Raw genomic sequence first — 15,870 nt, forward strand, 5'->3', positions numbered from 1 at the left:
GGCGTGACGCGTAATGGTCGCCGTGTGGATCTGGAAGGATGAGGCCGTGACCAGCCCAGCTCGTCGCGCGGCCAGTCGCCTGGCCGTCCCCCGTGTCGGGGTACGCAGCCTGGTGCTGGTCGGGGCGGTGCTGCTGGGGATCCTGCTCATGCACGGCGGGCTGGGCACTCACCTCGGCGCCGGCATGATGATGGAGTCCCGGGCCGGGATGGCGCCGGCCAGCGGCGAGGTGGGCATGGCGACGCCGACGTCGGCGTCTGCGTCGTTGGTCTCGATGGCACCGGATCCCGTCCCGACCCGGCATGCCGACCACGATGTGGGTTTGGCCGGCGCGGCCAGGATGCTGACCGCCATTCCCGGCCATGACGGTCATGCGGGTGAGTTGTGCCTGGCGGTGCTGCGCTCCGTGGTGCTGTTCGCCGGTCTGCTGCTGGTGTTTCTGTTCGTCGGTGTCCGCGGCGGCGAGGCGCTGCCGGGACCACTCAGGGCCGGTCAGGGTCGGCTCCGATATCTCTCACGGCCGACGGGGCCGTTACTGTCCGCCCTCTGCGTGCTTCGTCTGTAAACCGACGCCCCCGCCCGCGCTGAAGGCCATCCGTGGCGTGCCGCGGCCCGCGATCCACATCGTGATCGCGTAGCCGGCTTGGCTGTCTGCCCGCCACATGGCGTTTGTGCCTGTGCCTGTCACACGGCGCGTCGCGCGTCCGGCGCATGACGTCGGGCGGCGGACCCCTGTCTGGCATGGACACGCGGGCGATGACGCGTCCCCGTCCGAGAACCGGACATCCAGACGACCTCTTGCGAGGGATTCATGAAACGACTCGTCATGCTGCTCGGTGCCGTGCTGGCCGCGGTCGTGCTCGCCGCGTGCGGCGGCGCCTCGACCGGTGCCAGCGCTGGTTCCGGCGGTTCCATGAGCTCGATGGGCACGACCGCCAGCGAAGATCACAACGCGGCGGACGTCGCGTTCGCACAGGGCATGATTCCGCATCACCAGCAGGCCATCGAGATGGCGGACCTCGCCCCCACCCGGGCGTCCTCGCCTGACGTGAAGGCACTGGCCCAGAAGATCCGCGAGGCCCAGGCCCCGGAGATCACGACGATGACCGGCTGGCTGACCAGCTGGGGCGAGCCAACGGCCGCGCCGAGCGCCAGCGGCGGGATGGATATGGATCACGGCGACATGTCGTCGATGCCGATGGCCACGCCCAGTGCCTCGATGGGCGGGATGATGAGCGAGGCGGACATGTCGATGCTGGAGAACGCCTCTGGCCGCGGCTTTGACCGGATGTTCCTCACCATGATGATCCAGCATCACCGGGGGGCGATCGCCATGGCGACCACGGAGCAGCGCGACGGCGACTACGGCCCGGCCAAGCAGCTGGCCGGGGCGATCGTGACCAACCAGACCGCCGAGATCACCACCATGCAGACACTCCTCCAGAAGATCTGACCCCCTGACCTGGGTGGTGGGCTCCACCAACCGGAACCCACCACCCGGGCGCGACCGGCACCTGGCATGACTCCCTTGCCACCGGCTCTGGCATCTACAGCGATTCACCAGGGTGAAGAGCCAAAGACGTCTCATCCCCACTGCTGGGCAGTCGCTGTCGAAGGACCTACCTCGCCGGGTGAACCGGCGGTCGGTCGGCGGTGACGGTGGAGACTGCCGTCGCCGGTCCAGGCACGGCGACCGTGCGGGGCAGTCGCAGACGCTTGAGAAGGATGGCGTTGACGGCGACGAGGAAGCTGGAGCCGGACATGGCCAGGGCGGCGATCTCCGGCCGGAGGGTGAGCCCGGTGGCGGGCTCGAAGACGCCGGCGGCGATCGGTAGGGCGATGGCGTTGTAGCCGACAGCCCAGCCGAGGTTCTGGCGCATCTTGCGCAGTGTGCCGCGGCCGATGAGCAGGGCCGCCGGCACGTCGAGTGGGTCGGAGCGCATCAGGACCACGTCGGCGGTTTCGATCGCCACGTCGGTGCCGGCGCCGATCGCGATGCCCAGGTCGGCGCCCGCCAGCGCCGGCGCGTCGTTGACGCCGTCGCCGACCATCGCCACCCGCCGCCCGGCCTGACGCAGCTCGGCGACCTTGGCCGCCTTGTCGCCGGGGAGCACCTCGGCGATGACGGTGTCGATGCCGAGCTGTCCGGCGATCCGCCGCGCGGTCGCCTCGTTGTCGCCGGTGAGCATGACAACCTCGACGCCGGCGTCGTGCAGGGCCCGGACGGCCTGGGCCGCGGTCGGCCTAGGCGCGTCCGCCAGGCCGATCAGCCCGGCCGCCTTACCGTCCACGGCGACAAGTACCGCGGTCCGACCGCCCGTGACCAGCGCGTCCCGACGCTCGCCGAGCTCGTCGGCCTCGACGCCTTCTCGGGTCATCAGGCGAAGGTTCCCGACCGCGACCCGGCGTCCGTCCACAGTCGCGACGGCACCGTGGCCGGGCACGTTGACGAACCCGTCCGCGTGCGGCGGCTTCAGCCCGCGGGTGCCTGCGTACCGAACAACCGCGGCGGCCAGCGGATGCTCCGATTCCCGCTCCACCGCGGCGGCCAGCCACAGCAGCTCGTTCTCGGCGACGCCGGCCGCGGCGAAGAGGTCGGTGACCTCGGGCTCTCCCTTGGTCAGGGTGCCGGTCTTGTCCAGCACGACGGTGTCGATGCGGGCCGCGGACTCGACCGCGATGGCGTTCTTGAACAGGATGCCGCGCCGCGCTCCGAGACCGGTACCGACCATGATCGCGGTTGGGGTCGCGAGCCCGAGCGCGTCCGGGCAGGTGATGACCACGACCGTGATCGCGAACAGGATCGCTTCGCGGGCGGGCCGGCCGGTGGCGAACAGCCAGACCAGCAACGTGCCCAGCCCGCCGAGCAGAGCGACCAGCACCAGCCAGAACGCGGCCCGGTCGGCCAGCCGCTGCCCGGGAGCCTTGCTGTTCTGCGCCTCCTGGACGAGCGCGACGATCTGCGCCAGCGCGGTGTCGGCGCCAACCTTGGTCGCGCGGACCCGCAGCGTGCCGTTGGTGTTGACGGTCGCTCCGATGGCCTGCGAGCCGGGCGCCTTGTGCACGGGCAGGCTCTCGCCGGTCACCATCGACTCGTCGACGTCCGACTCGCCGGCCTCCACCACCCCGTCGACGGCGATCTTGGCGCCGGGGCGGACCAGCAGCAGGTCTCCGACGACGACCTCGGCGGTGGGCACCGCGACCGGCTCGCCGTCACGTACGACGAGCGCCTGCTCGGGGGCGAGCTCGAGCAGGGCGCGGATCGCGTCGTTCGCGCCGCCGCGGGCGCGCATCTCGAACCAGTGGCCGAGCAGCACGAACGCGGCGAGCAGGGCCGCGGCCTCGTAGAAGACCTCGCCACCGCCCGTCAGTGTCACGACCAGCGAATAGACCCAGCCGGTGCCGATCGCGACCGCGACCAGCACCATCATGTCCAAGGTCCGGGCACGCAGGGCCCGCACCGCACCGTCGAAAAAGATCCACGACGACCAGAAGACCACCGGCAGGCTCAGGACCAGCTGGAACACGTCGTCCCGCAGACCGAACGGCGCGGCCACGCGGAACCCGAGCACGTCACGGCCGATCGATGACCACAGCACGATCGGCACCGCGAAGACCACGGCCACCACGAACCGGTTGCGCATGTCCGCGACCATCGCCGCCATCGACATGGACCCGTGCCCGCCATGGCCCATCGCCTCGTGCGGCGACGTCACCCGAGTCCCACCGTGCTCGTGGGCGGCGTGCCCCTCGTGGACGGCATCGGCCTGAGGCGGTTCCAGGGTTCCCACCGCCGCCCGATCCGACGTTCCGGGCACCGGGGCTGCCCCTTCAGGCCCGTGGCCACCAGCCTGAAGGGGCTCCGCGAGCGGATCACAAACATGCTTCGGAACGGACTGCCCACCGCAGTGGTAGCCACAGTCCCGGATCCAGCCGGCGAGCTGCTCGGCGGATGTCCGGGCCGGGTCGTACGTGACGACCGCGGTCTGCGCCACCGGGTTGGCCGCCACCACGACCACCCCCGGCCGGCGCCCCAGCACGGCCTCCACCCGCGCCTTCTCGGTGGCGCAACGCATCCCCGAGACCTGCAGAACAACCGTCGCGAGCGGCGGCCGTCCGGATCCGCCGTGGTGAGCGTGCATGCTCAGCTCCAATCCGGCGCGCGGCCTGGGCAGTGTTGTGAAAGGCGTGGCCAGGAACGATCAGATCCGCCTGGTCTCGCCCGACGGTGCGTCGCGGGTCGGCTTCGACGCCTCCGAGTGAGGTGAGGACGGCTGATGAGACGAAGGGCCTGGCGTGTCACGGTGCTGATGCGAACCGCCGCCGCCGTGCATGCCGTGTTCACCGTGCATGAAGAACATCGTCAGCGGGCACGCGAGCACCAGCAGCAGCGGCAGCAGGACGCCGGCCGGCAAATTGACCGTGAGGACAGCGACGACGGCGGCCACCACCAGGGCCAGCGCGAGCGACGGCAGGTTCTTCCGCGTCATAATGCTCCCCTCCTTCGGACAGACCGGGTGGCGACCGGTGAGTCGGCGGAAACGGCCTCACCGGCCGCCGCGCAGCGGCACGTCACCGGCTGGCTTCCCATCGCCGGGAACCCACCTCCGCGATGCGGTGCCAGTTTCTCTCGGCATACCCCCCGGAGGTAGGGGACCCTGCACCGTCGCGACGGGTAGATATGCACGCCGAGAGGCGTCCAAGTACCTACTACGCTTCATCGTAGGATGTGGGGTCGGCGAACGATACCGCGTCTGGGGATGGCTCGACGACCTGCCGGACTCGTCGTCACACCCGGCGCTCCGTGACGGCGACGGCTGCCGTATCGGTTGTGACGGGCCCAGACGACCTCGCAAGGGGCTGCATGGGTTGCTCAGTCTGGTTACTGCCTCCTCGGCGGGCCTTGCCTTGTTCGAGGGAACGTTCGTGCTTTATGGGCAGAGCCGGCTGGGGATCGGGCCTGCTCGGGCCAGCGTCGCGTTCATGATCTGTGGGCTGGTGATGGCGGCACTGCAGGTCGCCGCGGCCGGCGCGCTGTCGAAGGTCGCCGCCCCGACCGTCCAGGTCGCGGCCGGATTCGTCGTCATGGGAATCGGCATCGCCGCGATCGTCATCACGCGTGACTTCGCCGTCGTGCTCGGCGTGGTCGCGCTGCTCGCCGCGGGCTCCGCCGTCGTCACCCCGAACCTGTCCGCCCTGGTATCGGCCGGCAGAGGTGACCACGCCGGAGCGGCGCTGGGGATGAAGAGCACGGCGACCAGCGTCGGCCAGTTCGTGGGCCCCGGCCGGAGTCGGCCTGCTCAACTGGCGGCCCGCCTCTCCCTTCGTGCTCGCCGGCGGCCTGCTCGCGATGCTCGGCGCCGCGGTCGGCATCCTGCACTGGATGAGGCCAGGCCACGGCCATGGAGTCGACGGGCAGAGCGGAGCCTTCGACTGACGGCTGAGCACCCAAAAGCATTTTCTACTACATTGAATAGTAGGTAATGTGGCATGCGACGGCGTGCGCATCGGCCCCACCGGTCACCCCCGGTCGTCCCCTTTTCGACGGCTCAGCCAGCGGAAACACTCCTCACGAGGCACTGAGGAGGAGAGCCATGAACATGAAGAAGCACCTGCCCATCTACGTGGCGATCGCGGCAGTCGCAGTGATCGTCTTTCTCGTCGCCGGGCTGCCGTCGGCGGCTCTGGTCTCGCTCCTGCTGATCGCCGGATGCGCTCTGATGATGTTCGTGATGATGCGGGCCATGGGGATGGGAGGGAACGACCAGGACCACACCGACGACCACGCTCGCCGCACCGACGACCGCGACCACGATGACTTGCCGCGAACCCACGGGTGAGGACCGCCCGGTCAGAGGCCGAGAAGCCCTGGAGATGGCGGTGCTCGATGGCTGACGCTGCGTACGGTCTGTGGCCCCTGGTCGTTCTCAACACGTTGCTGTTCGCCGCCTTTGCGGTCAGCTTCTTCCACCCGCGGACCCGCCGAGACTGGCGGGCGATGGGAGGGTTCACCGCGTTCCTGGTGGCGCTGTTCACCGAGATGTACGGAGCGCCGCTGACGATCTACCTGTTGGGAAGCTGGCTGGGATCGCGGTTCCCGCTGCTGCGCGACACCCACGCGGGCGGGCATCTATGGAACGACTTGATCGGCTGGAAGGGTGATCCGCATCTCAGCCCGTTCCACCTCGCCAGCTACGTGTTCATCGGCGGCGGCTTCTGGCTGATCGCCGCTGCGTGGCGGGTGCTGCACGAGGCAGCCCGGACCGACAAGCTGGCCGTCACCGGCCCCTACGCCCGGGTCCGGCATCCCCAATACGACGGTCTCCTTCTCGTCATGGTCGGCTTCCTGCTGCAGTGGCCGACCATCCCCACACTGGTCATGTTCCCGATCCTGGTCGCCGTCTATGTTCGGCTGGCCCGTAGCGAGGAACGGGAGGTGGCCGCGCGGTTCGGCGAACGCTGGTCGGCCTATGCCGCGTCTACTCCGGGGTTCCTGCCACGGCGCCGTCACGGCGACACGGGCACTGGCGACGCCGAGGGCACCGGCCCTGACACCGGTGGGCGCGCGGACGCCGGCCGGACCTTCACCGGGCCTGACGTCACGGATGCCGACGCTGCCGCAGGCCGGCGCGGTGGCGGCGGGTCCGCGGCGCGGGCACCCGCCCGTGGCGACGATCACATCTCTCGCCGGGTAGAAGCCGGGCACCGCCCGTTCTGAGTAGCGCGAGGACGCACCCTCGGCGGCTCCGGCCAGGCTGTGCCGCGGACCGGTCCGTGACCTGCGTCGCCTCCTCCTGGTCGGCAAGCAGGCCGATTGGTGGCCTGGTGTCCGGAAGCAGCGCGGCTCAGGCTGGGAAACAAGGACGACCCGGGCTGGAAGGGTTGTGAGCGGTGAGGAATGATCTGTCGGCCTTGCAGCATCCCCGGTTCGCCCGGTCCTACCCACGGATGAGCGCCGAGTCCGACCGGCGTGGCTCGGCCGCCCACCGCGACCGCCTGCTCGCCGGACTCGCAGGCCGGGTGCTGGAGATCGGGGCCGGCCACGGGCCGAACTTTGCCCACTATCCGCCGGAGGTGCGCGAGGTGGTGGCGGTCGAGCCCGAAGACCAGCTGCGCGGACTCGCCAGCCAGGCCGCGGCGGACGCCCCCGTGCCGGTGCGCGTGATCGCCGGCCAGGCGGGTGCGCTTCCCGGGTGCGACGGAGAGTTCGATGCCGTGGTGGTCTCGCTGGTGCTCTGCTCGGTCCCCGACCCAACCAGTGCGCTGGCCGAGGTCCGCCGGGTGCTTCGGCCGGGTGGGCAGTTGCGGTTCTACGAACACGTGCGGTCCGAGCATCGACTGCGAGGGCTGGCCGAAGATCTCATCACGCCGCTGTGGGCGAAGGGCGGTGGTGGCTGCCACCCGAACCGCCGGACGGCCGAGGCCATTCGCGCCGCCGGCTTCGCCGTCGAGGAGATCGCCCGGTTCACCTTCCGACCCCTGCGGTTCCTTCCGTCGACCGCCCACATCCTCGGCCGCGCCCAGCGGCCACTCGACGACACAGCCGCAGGCCACCAGGCGCAGTAGACCGGGTACGAGGCCGGATGACCGCATCGTGAGGACCGATCGCCGACGCGTCCTTGCTCGGATGCCGCCGCGGGTGCCCGCGGGCCGGACGGTGGGACCGGCCCACGGGCACCCGTCTGGTCCTACCGCACCCTGCCGACGTAGTAGGACGAGGTCCAGATGGCCTCGAGCTTGACCACGTCACCGCTCTTCGGCGCGACCCAGATCTTTCCGTCGCCGGCGTAGATGCCCTCGTGGTAGATCGACCCCGGCTCGCCGAAGAAGATCAGATCCCCTGGCTGTTCGGAGCCGCGCGAGATCCGGGTCGTCGCCGCGAACTGCTGGTCGGTGGTGCGGGGCAGCGTGATGCCGAGCTGCTTGTAGACGTACTGCACCAGCCCCGAGCAGTCGAAGTCGTACGGCCCCTCCGCCCCGTACACATATGGCTTGCCGGCCTGTAGTGATGCCAGGTACACCGCCTTCTCCCCGATCGTCGTCGCGCCGGTGGGCGCGTCGGCGATGGTCTCGCCCGCGGGCCCGCGGGCGGCGGCCGGGGCGGCGGTCGCGGGCGGCGCGGGGCGGACGCGGACGACCGCGGCGTCGGAGGTCGCGGCGTCCAGCTCCGGGCCGCCCGCGAATGTCGCCCTGATCTGGGTGGTCGTCAGGACCCGCGCCGCGTAGCTGGCGTAGCCGCCCGCGTCCGTGCGTAGTGCTTTGAACGTCGTCCAGCCGGTCGGGAACAGTGCCTGGACGAGGATGTCCTGGTCCGCGAGGGCACCGCCGCCTCGGGTGGTGAGCCGGAAGCCGACCTCGACCGGCTCGTCGGCGTTCACCGTGACGTCGGGGACGGCCGGCGTCAGCGAGACCGCCGTGCGCACGTGGAGAGAGACCGGCAGGGCCGACCCGGAGGTGGAGGCCGCAGCGGGAGTCGTCTCGGTGCCCAAGGCCGCGCCCAGGGAGTTCGCGGTGATCCTGTGCGCTCCGGTGTCCGTGTCCGCTGCGCCGGGGCCGAGAGAGCCAGCCAGTGCCACCCCGGACACGGCCACGGTGCCCGTGGTGATCACCGCGAAGGTGGCGCGGCTCGAAGTCCGAGCCAGCAGCGTCCCCGAGCGGGCGCGGGCGCGGTGACGACCGCGCCGGGCCGTGGCGGGACTCCGTTCGGACGTTTGTGGTTCGCGTGCCTGCACGTGAAACCTTTCCCAGACGCCTGCGAGGTGAGCTGTCGGGTTCGGGCTGGGAGCCCGGCCGGCCGTGTCGAACACGCCCGGCTTCACCCCAAGGGCGCCGCCGGAGGGATGCGGCGCCCGGTGGAACGTGGTTCCCCCGCTCCTGCCCCGGCTGCGTCGGAGGGGTATCGCCGGACCGGGGGCAGGACTCGGCGTTCGGTCCGACGGCGATAGCGGGCACAGCCTAACAACTACACGCCATAGTAGGTCGCGTGGGGTGGATGGCACCGGCCGCGGCCATCGGAACTGCTCGGACCACAAACCCCCGCAGCCGACAGCCGCCGGACGTCGGTCCGAGGTCCCTTGGTGTTTTCGTGAGCGCTTCCCCCGATGGCGGCCGATCCGCCCGGTCGACGGCCGCCGAGCCGTGACACCATCGCAACGTCCGGAGACGCGCTCCGGCACACTCCGCATGGGCGGGCGGGTGATGGAGGCGGAATGGAGCTGTTCGGCGACCTCGAGGCCGAGGTGATGGACCGGATGTGGGCACGCGTGGAAGCCGCCACCGTGCGCGACATCCTGGAGGAGCTGCAGCAGGCCCGTCCCCTCGCCTACACCACGGTCATGACCGTGATGGATCGGCTCTTCCAGAAGGGCTGGCTCACCCGGGAGCGGGTCGGCCGCGGGTACGTCTATGCCACGACGCTCACGCGCAGCGAATACACCGCCCGGCAGCTGAACGAGGTGCTGTCCGGCACCGACAACCCGGGGATGGCGCTGCTGCACTTCGTCCGGTCGATGGACGCCGCCGAGGCCGAGGCGCTGGGCGACGCGCTGCGCTGGCGGGCCCAGGAGAAGGGCACCGGCTGACGTGGCGGCCCCGCTGCTGACCGGCTACATCCTGATCATGCTGTTCCTCGCGCCGCGGCTGCTGCGCGCCGCCGGCTGGACCCGCAGGGCGCCGAGGCTGGGCATCGGCGTCTGGATCGCCGCGTGCCTGTCCGCGGTCGCCGCGGTCTGCCTCGCCGGCGCCCTGCTGGTCGTGCCACTGCTGACCGTCGGCCACGCGATCATCTCGCTGGTCATGGCGTGCGGCATCTCGCTGCACCACATCTCCCGCACCGCTGTGTCGCTGGCCATGGACGCAGCTGGAATCGGTGTCCTGGCGGTCATCGCGGCGCGCATCATGTACGCGACGGCGGCCGTCGCATGGCCGCAGCGGCGGTTGCGGCGCCGGCACGCCGCCGCGTTGCGGATGGTCGGCCGTCGCCACCCCGCCCGCGGCGACATCCTCGTCGTCGAACACCCCGTCCCGGCTGTCTACTGCCTGCCCGCGCGGCGCCGCCTCGTCGTCGTCTCCGAGGGCGCCCTCTCGCTGCTGGACCCGCCGTTGCTGGACGCCGTGATCGCCCACGAGCACGCCCACCTGCGTGGCCACCATTACCTGATCACCACCGTCACGGCGGTACTGGCCCGCGCTTTCCCCCGACTGCCGCTGTTCACCGTCGCTGACGACGAGGTACGCCGCCTGGTCGAGATGGCCGCCGACGACAGCGCCGCCCGCCGCACCACCCCACGTACCGTCGCCTGCGCCCTGTTGGACCTGGTCGCCGGCCAGGTACCTGCGCCCGCGCTCGGGATGGCCGGCGTCGGTGCCGCCGAACGAGTGCGCCGTCTGCTCGCCCCCAGCCGTCCCCTCAGCCTGGCCGCGCGCTACCTCGCCGCCGCCGGCGCCGCCGCGTTGCTACTCCTGCCGGTCGCCGTGCCGACGGTGCCAGCCCTCGTCGACGACGCGACCCACTGTCCTCCGGCCACCACCGCGGCGGACGTCGCGGCACGCTCCGCGCGCTGATCTCGCAGCCTGGAACGAGCACGCAAACGAGCATTGATAGCCGGCGACCTGGACAGGGCTGCCTTGATGCGGTCGGCCAGCTTCTGCTCGTCTGCTGGGCCACGCCGGCCTGCGCGTTCGACGGCGGTGGCGAGAGACGACCGACAGGTCAGGGCGCCATCGTGCCGCCGGGCTGGTTGATTCCGGTCTCGTAGGCGAAGATCACTGCCTGGATTCGGTCGCGGAGGCCGAGCTTGGCCAGGAGCCGCTTGGCGTGGGTGCGGACGGTGGACTCCTCGACCACCAGGCAGTTCGCGATCTCGCGGTTGGACAGACCCCGCGCCATCAGCTCGAGGACCTCGCGTTCGCGGCGGGTGAGCTCGGCGAGCTCCCGCGTCCCAGCCAGCTCCGGGACGGGTTGCCGGGCCATCCTGTCGATCACCCGCCGGGTCACCGACGGTGACAGCAGCGCGTCGCCGGCCGCGATGGTATGCACCGCGGCGATGAGCTCCTCGGGGCGGGTGCGCTTCAGCAGGAAGCCTGAGGCGCCGGCGCGCACGGCTCCGAACACGTAGTCGTCCTGCTCGAAGGTGGTCAGGATGAGCACCCGGGTCTCCGGCACGCCGCGCGTCAGTTCGCGGGTAGCAGCGATGCCGTCCAGGTCGGGCATCCGTACATCCATGAGCACGACCTCGGGCCGGTGCTGTCGCGCCAGGGAGACGGCCGCGCGGCCAGTGGCGGCCTCGCCGACGACGGCGATCGTCGGGTCGACGGTGAGCAGCTCCACCAGGCCGGCGCGCATGAGGTGGTCGTCGTCCGCGATGACGATCCTGGTCATGCGGCGCGCCCGGTGCGCGGAAGCCGCGCCTCGACGCGGAACTCGCCACCGTGCTGCCGGGCCGTCAGCGTGCCGCCGAGCAGGCTGGCGCGTTCGCGCATGCCGGCGATGCCGTGGCCGCCCGCGCCCGCGCCGGCGTTCGCGGGGACGGGGTTGGTGACCGTCAGCGCGAGGCCGGCCGAGTATGCGTCGATCGTGACGGCCACGGAACCGGCGCCGTGCCGCGCGGCGTTGGTCAGGGACTCCTGCAGGATGCGGTACGCCGCCTGATCGACCGCCGTGACCAGGACGTCCGGATCACCTTGGCGGGATACGGATACCCGCAGGCCGGCGGCTCGGTGCTGGGCGACGAGTGTGTCCACCGAGGCCAGACCGACCGGCGACTCGACCGCGAGATCGCCCGTCTCGTTCGCTTCACCGGCGCGCAGCGAGCCGACGATCTGGTCGATGTCGGCCGCCGTCTGGCGGGCGACCGACTCGATGTCGGCCAGCGTGGCCAGCGCGCGCCGTGGGTCGTTGCGCAGCCGCGCCGCCCCGGCGCGTACCGCGATCACGTTCAACGCGTGTCCCGCCGAGTCGTGCAGGTCGCGGGCGATGCGGGTTCGTTCCTCGGCGACGGCGAGCCGCAGGTTCGCCGTCGCCGACTCGGCCGCCCGGTGCGCGCGCTCGTGCAAAGCTTCGATCTGCTGGCGTCGCAGCCGGGCGCGCTCGCCGGCGAGCCACGCCGCGGCGCAGGCCAGGACAGTATGGCCCAGGTCCACCGCCACCCAGCCGCTGGCGGCGATCGTGACCGCGAGGTAGGCGGTGAGCAGCCCCGCGACCGTAAGCGTCGTGCGCCGCGACCATGCGGCGGTGTCCCTGCCGCCGGCCAGGAGGTAGAGCGCGACGGCGGGCCCGATCGGCGGCCACAGCGCCTGGCCACGCGCGGCGAGGCCCAACGCCACGACAGTGCTGGTCGTAAAGGTGCCGAGCGGTGCGATCCGCCACCCGGCAATCGGGAGGCTCGAGGCAGCCAGCAGGACCAGGTCGGTCATCTCGAAGCGGTCGCCGTGGGACAGCCCGACCAACCAGCCACTGAATACCCCCGCCGCGATCGCCGCGTCGAGGAGACGAGGACGACGCCGTCGGGCCGGCGCCGTCGCCGCCCGGGAGACGAAGAGAGTGAAGGGATGGTGCGGGATCGCCGCGGTCGCCACGCCGCGAGCGTAGCCCGCGCGAGCTGCGTTCGGATCCCCCCACGGGGGGACACTGGTGGACGACCCGGGGACGGTGGAGATCCACCTCATGGGTGTTCTGCGCGTCGGCGGACGGACCTAGCGTCGCCGGGGTGCTGACCTTGCCTCCGACGACGTCCGCGACCGCCTCCGGGTTCGCGGATCGTCCCGTCCTCCATCTCGCGGTCATCGGCGTCGTCGTGATCGCGGTCGTGGTTGTCCTCGTCGTCCGCCGAGGGCGCTCATGAACGGCACGCCACCGGTCGTGGCCGTCGAAGGGCTGACCAAGCGGTACGACGGCCAAGCCGTCGTCGAGGACCTGACCTTCCACCTCGACCGCGGCCAGATCACCGGGTTCCTCGGACCCAACGGGGCCGGCAAGTCGACCACACTGCGACTCCTGCTGGGCCTTGCGTCGCCGTCCAGCGGCACCGCCCGCGTCCTCGGCAAGCCCTATGCCGACCTCGGGGATCCGGCGCGCACGGTAGGCGCCGTGCTGGAGTCCAACGACTTCCACCCCGCCCGGTCGGGTCGCGACCACCTCAGGGTGCTCGCGCTGGCGTCCGGTATCGGACGTGCCCGCGTCGATGAGGCGCTGGAGACCGTCGAGCTGACGGCCGCCAGCAGCAGGGCGGTGAGGACCTACTCACTCGGGATGCGCCAACGGCTCGGGCTCGCGGCCGCGCTGCTCGGCAACCCCGAGCTGCTCGTCCTCGACGAGCCCATCAACGGGCTGGACCCCGCCGGCGTGCACTGGCTACGCGCATTCCTGCGGAGCTACGCCGATCAGGGCGGCACCGTGCTCGTCTCCAGCCACGTGCTCGCCGAGGTCGCCCAGACAGTCGACCGCGCCCTCATCATCAGCCGGGGCAGGCTGGTCGCCGACCGGCCGATCAGTGACTTCGCCCAGGACGGTCAGACCTTGGAAACGGCCTATCTCGCCCTTACCGCGGTGGTGGCGCCATGAGGCGGCAGCTACGCTCCGAGTTCGCCAAACTCACCAGCACACCGGCACTGGCGGGCCTGCTGGCCACCCTGGTCGGACTGGTCGCGCTCGCCATGGCGCTGCACGGCTACGGCCTGGCCACCGACCGCCTCGCCACCAGATCCGAGCAGCTCGGTGTCTTCGTTGATGTGGGTGCCAATCTCGGCGCCCTGTTTGCCGCCCTGCTCGGCGCCCTGTCGATCACGGCGGAGATCCGGAGCGGCACCATCCGGCCAACCCTGCTCGCGACCCCACGACGTACCACCGTGATCAGCGCGAAGGCCGTCTCCGTGTGCGTGACCGGACTGCTCGTCGGGCTGCTCTCGACCGGAACCGCCGCGGGTGTCGGCGGGCTCGCCCTGCACCTGCGCGGGCTCGCGGTCCAGCTCACGGCGAGCGACTATGCCCTGCTCCTCGGCGGCGGCGCGGCCGGCGGCGGGCTGCTCGCCACGATGGGTCTGGCCGTCGGCGCTGTTGTCCGTGGCCAGGTGCCGTCCCTCGTCGCTGTCTTCGCCTGGCTGTTGTTCGTCGAGAACCTGCTCCTGGAACTGCCAACGGTGCACCGGTTCGCTCCCGGCGCGCTGGCCCAGGCACTGGCGGGCCAGGACCGCGCCGGCGCGCTGCGCAGCCCCGGCGGAGCCGCGGCCCTGCTGACGGTGTACGCCGGTCTCGGCCTCATCGCCGCCATGCTGGCGACATCCCAGCGCGACGTTCCCTGAGGCCCACCAGACCGACGCCGCCACGATCGACACCTTCACCACCCTGGTCGTGCTCGTATTCGACCGTGGAACCTGCCGGCTGGAAGCTACCGACGCCGCGCCCGTCCTGATACTCGAAGGTGAGCGCTTGCCGTGGTAGTCGTCGCCCGGAGGCTCGCCTTGTCCGGTTCCGACGATTGACGGCTGGCCGAGGTCGCCGACGACCGGGGGTACCCATCGGCTGTCGGGCTCAGCGCGCCACGACATCACGGCTGTCGCAAGATCGTCAGACGGTCGTGGACGCATGTACCCGCGGACCGTCGCGCTCTTGTCTGTCCGCTCTCCGCGCTCTCGCGTTGACGGGATACCCGGAGGGGGTATAAACATGACCGTGAGATACCCCACCGGGGTATATGAGGTTCGAAGGGGCGAATGGGATGACCACGAGCGAGTACCAGGTCACGGGCATGAGCTGTGGGCACTGCGAGGCCTCGGTCCGAGACGAGGTCGGCAAGATCGCCGGTGTCGAGGACATCCAGGTAAGCGCGCGGACCGGCCGCCTTGTCGTGACCGTGACCGGGCCGGTGGACGACGCGCAGGTGCTGGCCGCCGTGGACGAGGCCGGCTACGAGGCGGCCCCGGTCCGATGAACGTCCCGACCCGGCTCGGCGCCTATGCCACCGGTCTGGCGCTCCTGTTCGGCGGCGCCTTCGCCGTCGGCGCCGGCGCTGTCCCCGACTCGATGGTCGCCTCGTGGACGAGGACAGCACAGGAGAGCTCGATGGATCACACCTCGACGCAGGCTTCAGCCAGTGCCCCGCCGGTGCACGGGCTCTCGATCGAGCAGGACGGATATCTGCTCGGCGAGGTGGCCGCGCCCAGCCGGGTCGGGAAGTCCGGTGTCCTGTCCTTCCACGTACAGGGCGGCGACGACCACCCGTTGACGGCGTACACGACGTCGCATGACAAGGACCTTCACCTCATCGTGGTGCGTTCGGATGGCACCCAGTTCCGTCACGTGCATCCGACGATGAGCTCGGATGGGACCTGGTCGATCCCGTGGACGTGGAACGCCGCCGGCACCTACCGAGTGTTCGCCGACTTCGTGCCCGCCGACCGGGACACCTCTGAGGCCCCTGACGTGACCCTTACCCGCACGATCGACGTCGCCGGCGACGTCATCCCGGCCCCAGCCACTCACACCGCGACGACGTCGCAGGTCGGCGGATTCACCGCCTCCGTGCACGGCGCCCTGCGCGCCGGCGAGATGTCAGACCTGACTGTCGAGATCACCCGCGCTGGCAAGCCGGTCACCGCCCTGCAGCCCTATCTCGGCGCTTTCGGCCACTTGGTCGCGCTGCGCGCGGGCGACCTGACCTACCTGCACGTCCACCCCGAAGGCGGGGAACCGGCCGCGAGTGACCTGTCAGGCCCGAAGATCGGCTTCATGGCCGAGGTACCTACCGAGGGCCGCTACCTGCTCTACCTCGACTTCCAGGTCGACGGACAAGTCCACACCGCGACCTTCGTCCTCGACACCACGTCCGGCACCGCGGGCGACACCGTCACCGACGTACACACCGGCCATTGATC

19 protein-coding genes and 1 riboswitch are annotated in these 15,870 nt (G+C 71.0%); of the genes, 14 read left to right on the plus strand and 5 right to left on the minus strand.

Features of this window, described 5'->3' with window-relative positions; genetic code table 11:
* The first annotated feature begins 46 nt into the window (after positions 1 to 46).
* Together FRCN3DRAFT_RS49465 and FRCN3DRAFT_RS0213735 are read left to right on the plus strand one after the other, a co-directional pair.
* Positions 47 to 565 (plus strand): hypothetical protein, encoded by a 519-nt coding sequence (locus tag FRCN3DRAFT_RS49465; protein WP_131803628.1) that lies wholly within the window; start codon positions 47 to 49, stop codon positions 563 to 565.
* Positions 566 to 811: 246 nt separating this feature from the next.
* Positions 812 to 1,453, plus strand: coding sequence for a DUF305 domain-containing protein (locus FRCN3DRAFT_RS0213735; protein ID WP_007507519.1), 642 nt, complete (start codon positions 812 to 814; stop codon positions 1,451 to 1,453).
* Between the two features lie 166 nt (positions 1,454 to 1,619).
* Here the strand turns inward: FRCN3DRAFT_RS0213735 and FRCN3DRAFT_RS0213740 are convergent, their stop codons facing one another.
* Together FRCN3DRAFT_RS0213740 and FRCN3DRAFT_RS0213745 are read right to left on the minus strand one after the other, a co-directional pair.
* Positions 1,620 to 4,142: a heavy metal translocating P-type ATPase gene (locus tag FRCN3DRAFT_RS0213740; RefSeq protein ID WP_051466253.1), complete on the minus strand. Its 2,523-nt coding sequence runs from the start codon at positions 4,140 to 4,142 to the stop codon at positions 1,620 to 1,622.
* A gap of 60 nt (positions 4,143 to 4,202) precedes the next feature.
* Complete coding sequence (locus FRCN3DRAFT_RS0213745; RefSeq protein ID WP_007507514.1) at positions 4,203 to 4,490, minus strand: DUF2933 domain-containing protein; 288 nt, start codon at positions 4,488 to 4,490, stop codon at positions 4,203 to 4,205.
* A 1-nt stretch (position 4,491) separates the two neighbouring features.
* On the opposite strand from FRCN3DRAFT_RS0213745, the gene FRCN3DRAFT_RS57420 reads away from it, so the two are divergent.
* From FRCN3DRAFT_RS57420 to FRCN3DRAFT_RS0213770, 4 genes are all read left to right on the plus strand, one after another.
* Positions 4,492 to 5,484, plus strand: a complete 993-nt coding sequence (locus FRCN3DRAFT_RS57420) for an MFS transporter (protein WP_342435310.1) — start codon at positions 4,492 to 4,494, stop codon at positions 5,482 to 5,484.
* A gap of 116 nt (positions 5,485 to 5,600) precedes the next feature.
* Positions 5,601 to 5,840: a hypothetical protein gene (locus tag FRCN3DRAFT_RS0213760; RefSeq protein ID WP_157845211.1), complete on the plus strand. Its 240-nt coding sequence runs from the start codon at positions 5,601 to 5,603 to the stop codon at positions 5,838 to 5,840.
* 47 nt (positions 5,841 to 5,887) lie between these two features.
* A complete protein-coding gene (locus FRCN3DRAFT_RS44410; RefSeq protein WP_007507509.1) occupies positions 5,888 to 6,718 on the plus strand; it encodes a methyltransferase family protein in 831 nt (276 codons plus the stop codon).
* A gap of 173 nt (positions 6,719 to 6,891) precedes the next feature.
* The gene (locus tag FRCN3DRAFT_RS0213770) at positions 6,892 to 7,566 is read left to right on the plus strand and encodes a class I SAM-dependent methyltransferase (protein ID WP_007507507.1); all 675 of its coding nucleotides are present in this window, start codon (positions 6,892 to 6,894) and stop codon (positions 7,564 to 7,566) included.
* Between the two features lie 122 nt (positions 7,567 to 7,688).
* Here FRCN3DRAFT_RS0213770 and FRCN3DRAFT_RS56170 read toward each other — a convergent pair whose 3' ends face one another.
* Positions 7,689 to 8,423: a C40 family peptidase gene (locus FRCN3DRAFT_RS56170; protein WP_232794036.1), complete on the minus strand. Its 735-nt coding sequence runs from the start codon at positions 8,421 to 8,423 to the stop codon at positions 7,689 to 7,691.
* Here FRCN3DRAFT_RS56170 and FRCN3DRAFT_RS56175 point away from each other — a divergent pair.
* The 3 genes from FRCN3DRAFT_RS56175 (at position 8,416) to FRCN3DRAFT_RS0213785 (ending at position 10,563) form a co-directional block, all read left to right on the plus strand.
* Positions 8,416 to 8,673 (plus strand): hypothetical protein, encoded by a 258-nt coding sequence (locus FRCN3DRAFT_RS56175; RefSeq protein WP_232794037.1) that lies wholly within the window; start codon positions 8,416 to 8,418, stop codon positions 8,671 to 8,673. The two genes, FRCN3DRAFT_RS56170 and FRCN3DRAFT_RS56175, sit on opposite strands and share 8 nt — an antisense overlap.
* A 61-nt stretch (positions 8,674 to 8,734) precedes the next feature.
* A riboswitch (cyclic di-AMP (ydaO/yuaA leader) is annotated at positions 8,735 to 8,901 on the minus strand.
* A gap of 308 nt (positions 8,902 to 9,209) precedes the next feature.
* Positions 9,210 to 9,581, plus strand: a complete 372-nt coding sequence (locus FRCN3DRAFT_RS0213780) for a BlaI/MecI/CopY family transcriptional regulator (RefSeq protein WP_007507505.1) — start codon at positions 9,210 to 9,212, stop codon at positions 9,579 to 9,581.
* A 1-nt stretch (position 9,582) separates the two neighbouring features.
* Positions 9,583 to 10,563, plus strand: coding sequence for a M56 family metallopeptidase (locus FRCN3DRAFT_RS0213785; RefSeq protein ID WP_007507503.1), 981 nt, complete (start codon positions 9,583 to 9,585; stop codon positions 10,561 to 10,563).
* Between the two features lie 148 nt (positions 10,564 to 10,711).
* Here FRCN3DRAFT_RS0213785 and FRCN3DRAFT_RS0213790 read toward each other — a convergent pair whose 3' ends face one another.
* Positions 10,712 to 11,380, minus strand: coding sequence for a response regulator (locus tag FRCN3DRAFT_RS0213790; RefSeq protein ID WP_007507501.1), 669 nt, complete (start codon positions 11,378 to 11,380; stop codon positions 10,712 to 10,714).
* Positions 11,377 to 12,576 carry a sensor histidine kinase gene (locus tag FRCN3DRAFT_RS0213795; RefSeq protein WP_232794038.1) on the minus strand — a complete coding sequence of 400 codons (1,200 nt, stop codon included), beginning with the start codon at positions 12,574 to 12,576 and terminating at the stop codon, positions 11,377 to 11,379. The genes FRCN3DRAFT_RS0213790 and FRCN3DRAFT_RS0213795 overlap by 4 nt, the downstream gene beginning before the upstream one ends.
* 131 nt (positions 12,577 to 12,707) lie before the next feature.
* Here FRCN3DRAFT_RS0213795 and FRCN3DRAFT_RS57105 point away from each other — a divergent pair, with 131 nt between their 5' ends.
* The 5 genes from FRCN3DRAFT_RS57105 to FRCN3DRAFT_RS0213820 all read left to right on the plus strand — a co-directional run bounded on the left by FRCN3DRAFT_RS57105 (position 12,708) and on the right by FRCN3DRAFT_RS0213820 (position 15,868).
* The gene (locus FRCN3DRAFT_RS57105) at positions 12,708 to 12,842 is read left to right on the plus strand and encodes a hypothetical protein (RefSeq protein WP_269799822.1); all 135 of its coding nucleotides are present in this window, start codon (positions 12,708 to 12,710) and stop codon (positions 12,840 to 12,842) included.
* On the plus strand, positions 12,839 to 13,561 hold the full coding sequence (locus FRCN3DRAFT_RS0213805; RefSeq protein WP_007507497.1) for an ABC transporter ATP-binding protein: 723 nt from the start codon (positions 12,839 to 12,841) through the stop codon (positions 13,559 to 13,561). Before FRCN3DRAFT_RS57105 ends, FRCN3DRAFT_RS0213805 begins: the two co-directional genes overlap by 4 nt.
* Positions 13,558 to 14,298: an ABC transporter permease gene (locus FRCN3DRAFT_RS0213810; RefSeq protein WP_007507496.1), complete on the plus strand. Its 741-nt coding sequence runs from the start codon at positions 13,558 to 13,560 to the stop codon at positions 14,296 to 14,298. The genes FRCN3DRAFT_RS0213805 and FRCN3DRAFT_RS0213810 overlap by 4 nt, the downstream gene beginning before the upstream one ends.
* Before the next feature lie 416 nt (positions 14,299 to 14,714).
* Entirely contained in the window at positions 14,715 to 14,927 is a 213-nt protein-coding gene (locus tag FRCN3DRAFT_RS0213815; protein WP_007507494.1) for a heavy-metal-associated domain-containing protein, read from the plus strand.
* Positions 14,924 to 15,868 (plus strand): hypothetical protein, encoded by a 945-nt coding sequence (locus tag FRCN3DRAFT_RS0213820; RefSeq protein WP_007507492.1) that lies wholly within the window; start codon positions 14,924 to 14,926, stop codon positions 15,866 to 15,868. Before FRCN3DRAFT_RS0213815 ends, FRCN3DRAFT_RS0213820 begins: the two co-directional genes overlap by 4 nt.
* Positions 15,869 to 15,870 lie beyond the last annotated feature (2 nt).

The organism is Pseudofrankia saprophytica, from assembly GCF_000235425.2.
In the GTDB taxonomy this organism is placed as follows: domain Bacteria; phylum Actinomycetota; class Actinomycetes; order Frankiales; family Frankiaceae; genus Pseudofrankia; species Pseudofrankia saprophytica.

Excerpts from the sequence above, each read along its gene's own strand:
- FRCN3DRAFT_RS0213815 (WP_007507494.1), top strand. The coding sequence starts at position 14,715 with ATGACCACGAGCGAGTACCAGGTCACGGGCATGAGCTGTGGGCACTGC.
- FRCN3DRAFT_RS0213780 (WP_007507505.1), top strand. The coding sequence starts at position 9,210 with ATGGAGCTGTTCGGCGACCTCGAGGCCGAGGTGATGGACCGGATGTGG.
- FRCN3DRAFT_RS0213760 (WP_157845211.1), top strand. The coding sequence starts at position 5,601 with ATGAAGAAGCACCTGCCCATCTACGTGGCGATCGCGGCAGTCGCAGTG.
- FRCN3DRAFT_RS0213745 (WP_007507514.1), bottom strand. The coding sequence starts at position 4,490 with ATGACGCGGAAGAACCTGCCGTCGCTCGCGCTGGCCCTGGTGGTGGCC.
- FRCN3DRAFT_RS57420 (WP_342435310.1), top strand. The coding sequence starts at position 4,492 with ATGCTCCCCTCCTTCGGACAGACCGGGTGGCGACCGGTGAGTCGGCGG.
- FRCN3DRAFT_RS44410 (WP_007507509.1), top strand. The coding sequence starts at position 5,888 with ATGGCTGACGCTGCGTACGGTCTGTGGCCCCTGGTCGTTCTCAACACG.
- FRCN3DRAFT_RS0213790 (WP_007507501.1), bottom strand. The coding sequence starts at position 11,380 with ATGACCAGGATCGTCATCGCGGACGACGACCACCTCATGCGCGCCGGC.
- FRCN3DRAFT_RS0213735 (WP_007507519.1), top strand. The coding sequence starts at position 812 with ATGAAACGACTCGTCATGCTGCTCGGTGCCGTGCTGGCCGCGGTCGTG.
- FRCN3DRAFT_RS0213740 (WP_051466253.1), bottom strand. The coding sequence starts at position 4,142 with ATGCACGCTCACCACGGCGGATCCGGACGGCCGCCGCTCGCGACGGTT.
- FRCN3DRAFT_RS0213810 (WP_007507496.1), top strand. The coding sequence starts at position 13,558 with ATGAGGCGGCAGCTACGCTCCGAGTTCGCCAAACTCACCAGCACACCG.
- FRCN3DRAFT_RS0213805 (WP_007507497.1), top strand. The coding sequence starts at position 12,839 with ATGAACGGCACGCCACCGGTCGTGGCCGTCGAAGGGCTGACCAAGCGG.
- FRCN3DRAFT_RS0213820 (WP_007507492.1), top strand. The coding sequence starts at position 14,924 with ATGAACGTCCCGACCCGGCTCGGCGCCTATGCCACCGGTCTGGCGCTC.